Here is an 8938-nt window from a genome sequence, read left to right on the forward strand (position 1 = left end):
ACGCTTGTTGGTGAAGCGGCTGGCTAGGGCCGCGTAGCTGGCCGTGGAGGACTTTTACGACAGCCTCTAAAAGCGCCCCGAAGAGGGTTCCATAGAGCAAAAGGAGAGCTCCAGCCTGTCGCATTGCGCTCCTCTCTAAGCCACGCCTTGGAAACATTCGGCACCCTTCCTTGCCATTGGGCGACAACTCCCTTCCCTATAGCTTAGGGAAAGGGACAAAGGGGAAGCCCCTTCGTCCTGGCGATATCCCCGGATACCCCTACTCAACGGGCTCCCGAAAGCGCCTCAGCGACCCGTGGGCCACTTACCCAAGTAGGCCCTGGTCCGCGCATCCAGGAGCACCTGCTCCCGGCTGCAATCCACCTGCAATACCGGCCTTCCTTGGGGGCGCGGGAAGGCTACCTCTTGCGGGAACTCCTGTGCGCCTAAGGTCCGTTGCGCTAGCGCGATGGCCTCCTTTAGGGGAATGCCTGGGTTTTCCCGTAGCCAAGCCTTGGCCCTCAAGGCCCGCTCCTTCAGGCTTTTGGAGCCTAAGACCTTCCCCGTAACCCCATCCACGTACACTTGCAAGGGAGCCCGCCCCTTGGCCAGGTCCACGCTGTACACGGGCTTCCCCTAGGAGCAGAATAGGCTGATCTCCTCTGGAGGGTTGCCGAGCCGGGCCCAGGCCTGGGCTTTTCCCGCCGTATCCCTAAAACCTAAGGTCGGCAACGCTTGTGCCATGGCGATGGCCCAAGGAACCACGAGAGCGAAAAGCGTTTCGCGCATACGTCCCCCAAGATGAGGAAAAGGGGGTGGGTTGCCCGACCCCCTCACCCGTAGGCTACGGCCCGTCCTCTACCTCCCCTTCGCCGCCCTCGTGGCTCTCCTCCCCGTGCTCCCCGGCGGACTTCCCCTCCTCCTTGCCCAGGGCCTCCCGGTGGAGAACCTGGCCCGTGCCCGCATCCACCTTGACCTCTCGGCCCGCCAGGACCACCTCCCACACCAGGTACCCGTTCTCGTTCCCCAAGGACACCCGCACAGGGGCCGCCGTGGTGGAAAGGGCCTGCAGCGCCACCTTCACCGCCTCCTGGGCGGTCACCTTGGCCAGAGCCTGGTAAGCGGAGGCCTCCTCCGCCTCGGTGGCGTAGTCCTGTTGTACAGGGATGGAGCCTTGGTAGCTGGGCGCCTGCGCCCCCATCTACGCCACCTGGGCCAAGGCCAAGAACCCGAGAGCCAAAGCGCTGACACCTGCTGCCTCTGTCTTCTTGGGCACTTTGGGGTAGACGGCTTGGGCTCGGACGAGTGCGGCGGATGCGCACCAGGACCGTTCCTTCCCACCCCCTTGCCCTAAAGCTCCGGCTCCCTGGAAGCTACCCCAGCCCAAGGGGCGAAACGGCCTACGGGGTGCGCCACCTGCCCCAGGGCTTCCTCCTCATGGGGCTCGCCGGGGCGCTTTCGGGCCTTTTGGGCATCGGCTCAGGGGCCCTCAAGTCCTGGCCATGGATCGGGTAATGGGCCTCCCCTACAAGATTTCTACCACCACCTCCAACTTCATGATCGGGGTCACGGCGGCGGCCAGCGCAGGGCTGTACTTCCGCCGGGGCTACGTGGACCCCGGGGTGGCGCTCCCCGTGGTCCTCGGGGTGCTCCTAGGGGCCTTCTGGGGGGCTAGGCTCTTGCCGGCAAGCCCCACGCCCCGGCTTAGGCGGGTGTTCGCCCTGGCCATCGCCGGCCTGGGTTTGGAGATGATCCTAGAAGGGGGTAAGGGGTGAGGCAAAGGAACCTCCTTGCCCTCGTGCTCCGCTACGGGGTCCTCCTGGCGGCGACGCTCCTGGCCCTGGGGGGGCTCGGGCACTTGGGGATTCTAGGCATGGCTCCCCGGGTCGCCGAGGGGTTGGCCTGTGCGGGGCTTTACGTTCTCGTCCTCACCCCCGTGGTCCGGGTCGCCCTTTCCGCCCTCCTCTTCGCCGAAGAGGGGGACTGGTCCTTCGTGGGCATCACCCTCTTCGTGCTGGCGGTGCTCCTCCTGAGCCTCTTCGGGCTACTCTGAGAAGGCCGTGCCGGCGTAGAATGCGCAGGGCGGCAGTAGTCCAGCCAAACCGGACATCCAGCCATGGTACCCATCCTGCGCGAGCGGCCCAACCGCTACGACCTCTTGGCCCTGGGCCTCACCCTGGGGCTCCTCGCCCTCTTCCTGAGGGCCTCCCAGGAAGCGGCGGGCCCCTTTGCCCCGACGCCCATCGCCTTAGACCCCATCCACCTACCGGGGTACGCTCTGCGCACCGCCTTCCGCATGGGGCTCGCCCTCATCCTCTCTACCTTCTTCACCTTCCTCTACGCACCCCTGGCGGCCAAGACCCGCCTCGAGCCCCTCCTGGTGGCCCTTTTGGACATTCTCCAGTCGGTGCCCATCCTAGGCTTCCTGGCAGCGTCCGTGGGGACCCTGGCCGGCCTTTTCCCGGGGCGGGCCCTGGGGTACGAGCTGGCGGCCGTGTTCGCCGTCTTCACCTCCCAAGCCTGGAACATGGCCTTCAGCTTCTACCAGGCCTTGAAGACGGTGCCGCGTGAGCTGGACGAGGCCGCCAGGCTTTTCCGCCTCACCCCTTGGCAACGGTTTTGGCGGTTGGAGCTCCCTTTCGCCCTTCCCGGGCTGGTGTGGAACGCCATGATGTCCATGTCCGGGGGCTGGTTTTTCGTGGTGGCCTCGGAGGCCATCGCCGTGGGTAAGACGGAGGTGGACCTGCCCGGGATCGGGTCCTACATGGCCTCCGCCCTGGCCCAGGGCAACCTCGAGGCCTTGGCCCTCGCCGTCTTGGCCATGCTTTGCGTAATCGTCCTCTACGACCAGCTCCTCTTCCGCCCCCTCGTGGCCTGGAGCCAGCGCTTCAAGTACGAGGAAAGGGCCGGACAGGAACCGACGAGGAGCTGGGTGCTGGACTTCTTGCGGCGCACCCGTACCGTGCGGGGCCTTGCGGAAAGGGGAGCGGACTGGGCCCTGGAGGCCCTCCTCCGCTACGAGCGTCGCCTCCGTCCCCCCCGTCCCCTTCGCCTCCCCACCTGGCCCCTCTACGCCGCCCTGGCCCTGCTGGCCCTATGGGGCCTGGCGGCCCTCTTCGCCACCCTCCGCCCCTTGAGCCTCGCCGAGGTGGCCCACGCCTTCGCCCTGGGGTTTTTCACCCTGTTGCGGGTGCTCGGGGTTATGCTCCTCGCCAGCGTGGTCTGGGTTCCCGTGGGCATCCTCCTCGGCCAAAGGCCCCGGCTTGCCGTGCGGGTCCAGGCCCTGTTGCAGTTTTTGGCCGCCTTCCCCGCCAACCTCCTCTACCCCTTCTTCGCCTACCTCCTCCTGCGCTTCCACCTGTCCCTCGAGGTCTTCTCCGCCTTCCTCATGGCCCTGGGCACCCAGTGGTACATCCTCTTCAACGTCATGGCCGGGAGCATGGCGGTTCCCGGGGACCTGAAGGAGGCGGCGCGGGGGTTTGGCCTGCGGGGTTGGGCGCTCTGGCGGCGCCTCCTCCTCCCCGCCTGCTTCCCCTTCCTGGTCACGGGCCTCATCACGGCGAGCGGGGGCACGTGGAACGCCTCCATTGTGGCCGAGGTGGTCACGTGGCATGGGAAGACCCTCGAGGCCACGGGCCTTGGAAGCTACATCGCCCGTTGGACCCTGGCGGAGGGCCAAGGGCCCCACCTCCTCCTCGGCATCGCCGTGATGAGCCTCTACGTGGTGGCCCTAAACCGCCTCGTCTGGCGGCGGCTTTACCGCCTGGCGGAGGAGAGGTACCGCCTATAGGAGGTTGGGATGCTTTTGGAGGCGGAGGACGTGAGCAAGGCCTTTAGCGCGGGGGAGAGGCCTTTCCCCGTTTTGGAAGGCGTGAACCTCGCCGTGGGGGAGGGGGAGATCGTGGCCCTGTTGGGGCGGTCGGGCGGGGGGAAGAGCACCCTTCTCCGCATCCTGGCCGGGCTCATCCCCCCGGACCGGGGGGAGGTGCGCTTCCAGGGCAGGCGGGTGGAGGGTCCGGTGGAGGGCATGGCCATGGTCTTCCAGAGCTTCGCCCTCTTCCCCTGGCTCTCGGTCCTGGAGAACGTGGCCTTGGGCCCCGAGGCCCGCGGGGTACCTAAGGAGGAGCGGGTACGCCGCGCCCGGGAGGCCCTCGCCCTCGTGGGCCTCCAGGGGTTTGAGGAGGCCCTGCCCAAGGAGCTCTCCGGGGGGATGAAGCAACGGGTGGGCCTGGCCCGGGCCCTGGTGGTGGAGCCCAAGGTCCTCCTCCTGGACGAGGCCTTTTCCGCCCTGGACCCCCTCACCGCCGAGGGGCTACGGGGGGACCTTCTGGACCTATGGCAGGCGGGACGGCTTTCCGCCCGGGCCATCCTCCTGGTCACCCACAACATTGAAGAGGCGGTGGCCCTGGCGGACCGGGCCTTGGTCCTCCAGGGAAGCCCGGCAAGGATCGGCCGGGAAATCCCCATCCCCTTAGCCCACCCCCGGGATCCCCACCATCCCCGCTTCCGGGCGGTGGTGGAGGAGATCTACCAGGCCCTCACCCTGCGGGAGGAGGTGGAAAGGCATCTAGAGGAGGAGATCGTGCGCCTGCCCTCGGCCTCCGTGGAGGCCCTGGCGAGCCTGGCGGAAGCCTTGGCCCGGCACGGGGGGCGGGCGGACCTGCCCGTGCTGGCGGCGGAGGAGGGGCTCGAGGTGGACGACCTCTTCCCCCTCCTGGAAGCCCTAGAACTTTTGGGCTTCGCCCGAGCGGAGCGGGGAGACGCCGAGCTCACCCCGGCGGGGGCCGCCTGGGCCTCGGCCACCCCCGAGGAGCGGAAGATCCTATTCGGCGAGCACCTCCTGCGCCAGGTACCCCTCTTCGCCCGCCTCCACCAGGCCCTCTTGGCAAGGCGGCAGGTTCCCGAGGAGCGGGTTTTGGCCCGGCTCCGCCAGCACCTCCCCGAGCCCGAGGCCAGGAGGGTCCTCGCCGTGGTGCGGGAGTGGGGACGGTACGCCGGGCTCCTCGGCTATGACGACCGGGCGAGGGTCTTTTTCCTTCCCGAACAGATGGAGGAGGTGCCGGAACTTTAGCCCGCCACCACCCCTCGCTTGCCAGGCGTATAGTTTCTGTCTGTGATACCCATCCTTTGGGTGTTCCTCCTTCTCCCTAGCGCCTTGGCCTTCCCCCTGGATACGCCTGCCTTCGCCACCCTGGTAGAGGACTCCTACCGGGAGGTGGCGGGGGCCCCGCCTTTCCTCCCCTGGTGGGAGGGAGCTTTCCGGCACGCCTTCCACGAGGATTTCCGTACCGCCCTCAATCGTAAGGCCCAGGCCCCTCCCTTGGAAGCCGCCGCCTGGACCTTCCGGGTCATCAAGCGCCTCCTCCCCCGCTTCAGCCTCGAGGAGGGCTACGAGTTCGCCTACGCCGCCCTCAAAGGGGAAAGGCAGTGCCTGCTCCAGGCGGTCCTGGTGCAGGGGATGCTCTCCTCTATGGGGCTCGCCTCGGGGGTCTACATGGTGTACGAGAACCCCGAGGGGAAGCGAAGCAACCTGGGCCATGCGGTGGCGGTCCTACGCCTGGGAGGGCGGGACTACCTGGTGGACCCCTCCGAGCCCACCCCGTTCCCGAAGCACCGGGGCCTCTTCGTGGCCACCCCTCGAGGCCTGCGCTTCGCCGAACCCCAGTACGCCCCGGACGGGGCCATCCTCAGCTACCGGACCAAGGAAGGCACCCTTACCCCAGACCAGGTGGCGCCCCTCCCATTCCCCTACGTCCGGAGCCAGTTCTTTTACTACCGGGGCGAGCAGGCCAAGGGCGGGGTGTTCCGGGGGCCCAGTACCCCTAAGGGCCTGGCCCGTTCCGAGGCCATGCTCCGCAAAGCCGTGGCGCTGGCCCCGGGAAACCCCTTGGCCCAATACGTCCTCGGCCTCACGTTGCGCAAGGAGGGGCGCCTTGGGGAGGCGAGGGCGGCCCTTGAACGGGCCCGGGGCCTTTACCAGGTGGCGGGCTTCGTGCCCCCAGGGGTGGAGGCTGCTTTGGAGGGCTTATGAAGCTCCAAGGACACACGGACGAAGGCCGCTACCCCTGGTGGCAGGTGCTCTGCCTCACCGGGGTGGACCTCTTCTCCTCCCTGGGCTACCAGCCCGGCATCGCCCTCCTGGCGGCGGGGTTCCTCTCCCCCCTCGCCAACATCGCCTTGGGCCTTTTCGCCCTCCTGGGGGTCTTTCCGGTGTACCGCCGCCTGGCGGAGGAGAGCCCCCACGGGGAGGGGTCCGTGGGCCTCCTCACCCGGCTCCTCCCCGGGTGGCGGGGCAAGGTCTTGGTCCTGGTGGTCCTGGGCTTTATGGCCACGGACTTCGTCATCACCATCACCCTCTCCGCCGCCGACGCCGCCGTCCACCTCATCGGCAACCCCGTGGCCCCCGCCTGGCTCCAGGGGAGCCAGGTGAGCCTCACCCTCCTCCTCATCGCCCTCTTGGGCTTCGTCTTCTACCTGGGCTTCCGGGAGGCCATCGGCCTCGCCGTGCCCATCACCTTGGGCTACCTAGCCCTGAACGCCATCACCCTGGGGGTGGCCCTCAGCCACGTGGGTCCCGAGCACCTGGCCCAATGGTGGCAAGGGCTCCTCCGCGCCCACGCCGATCCCTTAGGCCTTATCCTCGCCACCACCCTCGCCTTTCCCAAGCTGGCTTTGGGCCTTTCCGGCTATGAAACCGGCGTGGCGGTGATGCCCCTCATCCGGGGGGGACCCCAGGACACCCCGGAAAGGCCTTGGGGCCGGATCCGGGGGGGCCAGCGCCTCCTCTTGGCGGCCGCCACCGTGATGGCCTCCTTCCTGGTGGCAGCGGGCTTCGCCACCGCCCTCCTTATTCCCCCCGAGCTCTGGCAAAGCGAGGAGGTTTCCGGTAGGGCCATCAGCTTCCTGGCCCACCGCTACCTGGGGGAGGGGTTTGGCAGCCTTTACGACCTATTCTCCATCGTGATCCTCTGGTTCGCTGGGGCCAGCGCCATGGCGGGCCTCCTTACCCTCGTGCCCCGCTACCTTCCCCGGTTCGGCATGGCCCCGGAGTGGGCCCGACAGCACCGCATCCTGGTGCTCTTCTTCACCGGCGTGGCCTTCGGCATCACCCTCCTCTTCCGTGCCCAGGTGGAGGCCCAGGCGGCGGCCTACGCCACCGGGGTCCTGGTGGTGATGAGCTCCGCCGCCTTGGGCGTGGCCCTTTCCGCCCAAAGGGAGAAACGCAAGGAAGCCCGCTACTTCCAGACCCTCCTCCCCGTCTTCGCCTACGTTCTGGTGGCCAACGTGGTGGAGCGGCCCGACGGGGTGCGCATCGCCTCCTTCTTCATCGCCGCAACGCTTTTCCTCTCCTTCCTCTCCCGCACCTTGCGCTCCTTTGAACTCCGGGTAGAAGCCTTCCAGCTGGACGAGATGGCGGAGCGGATGGTGGCCCACCTGAAAGAGCAGGAGGCCCCCCTCCGCCTGGTGGCCCACCGGCCCGAGCGGGGTGGGAGGTCCGTTTACTGGGACAAGGAGCGCCGCATCCGCGAGGCCACCCACATCCCCGCCCACGACCCCATCGTCTTCGTGGAGGTCTATGTGCAGGATCCCTCCGAGTTCAGCACCGTGGCCCAGGTCTGGGGGGTAGACCACCGGGACGCCAAGGTCTTCCGCATCCTGGGTACCGCCGCCCCCAACACCCTGGCCGCCTTCCTCCTTTACCTGCGGGAGCGGACGGGAAAGCGCCCCCACATCTACTTTGAGTGGTCCGATGAAGGACCCTGGCAGGCCGCCCTGGACTTCCTCCTCTTCGGGGAAGGGGACGTACCCACCCTCACCCACGAGATCCTGCGCCGGGTGGAGGCCGACCCCCGGCGGCGGCCCGTGGTCCACGTGGGGGGCTAGCGGCGCCAGCGGGAAAGAAGCCCTGAGGCGAGGATCGTCATGGGCACGGCGAGGAAGATGCCCAGGAGGCCGAAGAGCTTGCCAAAGGCGAAAATGGCGAGGAGGACCAGGGCGGGGTGGAACCCCACGGTCCGCCCATAGATGAGGGGGATGAGAACCTTCCCCTCCAGGAGGGCGATACCCCCATAGCCTGCCAGGACGAGAAGGGCGCTTAGGGGCCCTAAGGAGGAAAGGGCCACCAGACTTGCCAGCAACGCCGCCGTGATCCCCCCCACGAAGGGGATCACCTCCAGCACCCCCCCGAGGAACCCAAGGGCGAAGGGGCTCGGCACCCCCAGGGCGAAGAGCCAACCCCCGAAAAGGAGGGCGAAGCTTAGGGCGATGAGGAACTGGGCGCGGGCCCAGTATCCCAGGCGGCGCCAGGTGCCCTCCAGCACCTCCGACCAGCCGTCCCCCGGGAGGTAAGGGGCCGCCCGGGGCACCAGGTGGGGCTCGAGGCTGATCATCACCGCCAGAACCAGGGCCAAGACCAGGCCGGACACGGTCTCCCCTACCCGCAGGAGGAGGTCCCCGGCGATGTGGAAGGAGGGAGCCAGGGAGGAAAGAAGCCCGGAGCCGGAAAGCCCCAGGTTCCCCTGAAGAAAGGCGAAGGCCTGGGGCAGGACCTCGCTCAGGTTGCGGAACTGCCGGGCCAAAAGGGGCGCCACCAGGTAAAGCCCTAAGGCCAGGACCCCTAGGACCCCCAGGTAAGCCAGGACCACCGCCGAGGGATGGGGTAGAAAACGGCGAAGCACGCCCACCAGGGGGTCCAAAGCGGCCGCCAAGGTGAAGGCTAGGAAGACCCAAAGGAAAAGGGGATAAAGCTTTCCCAACGCCCAAAGGGCGAGAATTAGAAGAAAAAGGCCAACGAAGAAACGACCCACGCCCCCATCTTAGCCAAATGCGTGCCACGGCCCCTTAGATGGGAAACTTGGGCTACAAGTGCGCCCCGGGAAGTCAATCCCGTTCTGCGTTCGCCGGAACTCGCCCGGGGCCCGGCTTTGGCCCCGTACCCCTTGCAGGAGAACAGCGTGCA

General features: G+C 67.7%; 10 protein-coding genes. 7 read left to right on the plus strand and 3 right to left on the minus strand.

Going from position 1 to position 8938, the window contains the following annotated elements:
* Positions 1-285: 285 nt before the first annotated feature.
* Together LXN00_RS12835 and LXN00_RS12395 are read right to left on the minus strand one after the other, a co-directional pair.
* Complete coding sequence (locus LXN00_RS12835; protein ID WP_418952994.1) at positions 286-606, minus strand: hypothetical protein; 321 nt, start codon at positions 604-606, stop codon at positions 286-288.
* A gap of 217 nt (positions 607-823) precedes the next feature.
* The gene (locus tag LXN00_RS12395; protein ID WP_234508673.1) at positions 824-1180 is read right to left on the minus strand and encodes a PepSY domain-containing protein; all 357 of its coding nucleotides are present in this window, start codon (positions 1178-1180) and stop codon (positions 824-826) included.
* A gap of 113 nt (positions 1181-1293) precedes the next feature.
* Between LXN00_RS12395 and LXN00_RS12400 the strand changes: the two genes are divergently transcribed.
* The 7 genes from LXN00_RS12400 (at position 1294) to LXN00_RS12430 (ending at position 7863) form a co-directional block, all read left to right on the plus strand.
* Positions 1294-1494: a hypothetical protein gene (locus tag LXN00_RS12400; RefSeq protein ID WP_234508674.1), complete on the plus strand. Its 201-nt coding sequence runs from the start codon at positions 1294-1296 to the stop codon at positions 1492-1494.
* Positions 1482-1754 carry a sulfite exporter TauE/SafE family protein gene (locus tag LXN00_RS12405; protein WP_234508676.1) on the plus strand — a complete coding sequence of 91 codons (273 nt, stop codon included), beginning with the start codon at positions 1482-1484 and terminating at the stop codon, positions 1752-1754. Before LXN00_RS12400 ends, LXN00_RS12405 begins: the two co-directional genes overlap by 13 nt.
* Positions 1751-2032: a DUF1634 domain-containing protein gene (locus tag LXN00_RS12410; RefSeq protein ID WP_234508678.1), complete on the plus strand. Its 282-nt coding sequence runs from the start codon at positions 1751-1753 to the stop codon at positions 2030-2032. Before LXN00_RS12405 ends, LXN00_RS12410 begins: the two co-directional genes overlap by 4 nt.
* A 63-nt stretch (positions 2033-2095) precedes the next feature.
* Positions 2096-3769, plus strand: a complete 1674-nt coding sequence (locus tag LXN00_RS12415) for an ABC transporter permease (protein ID WP_234508680.1) — start codon at positions 2096-2098, stop codon at positions 3767-3769.
* A 9-nt stretch (positions 3770-3778) separates the two neighbouring features.
* Positions 3779-5050, plus strand: a complete 1272-nt coding sequence (locus tag LXN00_RS12420) for a nitrate/sulfonate/bicarbonate ABC transporter ATP-binding protein (protein ID WP_234508682.1) — start codon at positions 3779-3781, stop codon at positions 5048-5050.
* A 42-nt stretch (positions 5051-5092) separates the two neighbouring features.
* Positions 5093-6010 (plus strand): hypothetical protein, encoded by a 918-nt coding sequence (locus tag LXN00_RS12425; RefSeq protein WP_234508684.1) that lies wholly within the window; start codon positions 5093-5095, stop codon positions 6008-6010.
* Positions 6007-7863, plus strand: a complete 1857-nt coding sequence (locus tag LXN00_RS12430; protein ID WP_234508685.1) for an amino acid transporter — start codon at positions 6007-6009, stop codon at positions 7861-7863. The genes LXN00_RS12425 and LXN00_RS12430 overlap by 4 nt, the downstream gene beginning before the upstream one ends.
* On the opposite strand, the gene LXN00_RS12435 is transcribed toward LXN00_RS12430, so the two are convergent.
* Positions 7860-8786: an AI-2E family transporter gene (locus LXN00_RS12435; protein ID WP_326491146.1), complete on the minus strand. Its 927-nt coding sequence runs from the start codon at positions 8784-8786 to the stop codon at positions 7860-7862. The genes LXN00_RS12430 and LXN00_RS12435 overlap by 4 nt on opposite strands.
* Positions 8787-8938: the final 152 nt, after the last annotated feature.

Origin of the sequence: Thermus brockianus (assembly GCF_021462505.1) — a bacterium.
GTDB lineage: Bacteria > Deinococcota > Deinococci > Deinococcales > Thermaceae > Thermus > Thermus hydrothermalis.

Excerpts from the sequence above, each read along its gene's own strand:
- LXN00_RS12400 (WP_234508674.1), top strand. The coding sequence starts at position 1,294 with ATGCGCACCAGGACCGTTCCTTCCCACCCCCTTGCCCTAAAGCTCCGG.
- LXN00_RS12395 (WP_234508673.1), bottom strand. The coding sequence starts at position 1,180 with ATGGGGGCGCAGGCGCCCAGCTACCAAGGCTCCATCCCTGTACAACAG.
- LXN00_RS12430 (WP_234508685.1), top strand. The coding sequence starts at position 6,007 with ATGAAGCTCCAAGGACACACGGACGAAGGCCGCTACCCCTGGTGGCAG.
- LXN00_RS12415 (WP_234508680.1), top strand. The coding sequence starts at position 2,096 with ATGGTACCCATCCTGCGCGAGCGGCCCAACCGCTACGACCTCTTGGCC.
- LXN00_RS12420 (WP_234508682.1), top strand. The coding sequence starts at position 3,779 with ATGCTTTTGGAGGCGGAGGACGTGAGCAAGGCCTTTAGCGCGGGGGAG.
- LXN00_RS12405 (WP_234508676.1), top strand. The coding sequence starts at position 1,482 with ATGGATCGGGTAATGGGCCTCCCCTACAAGATTTCTACCACCACCTCC.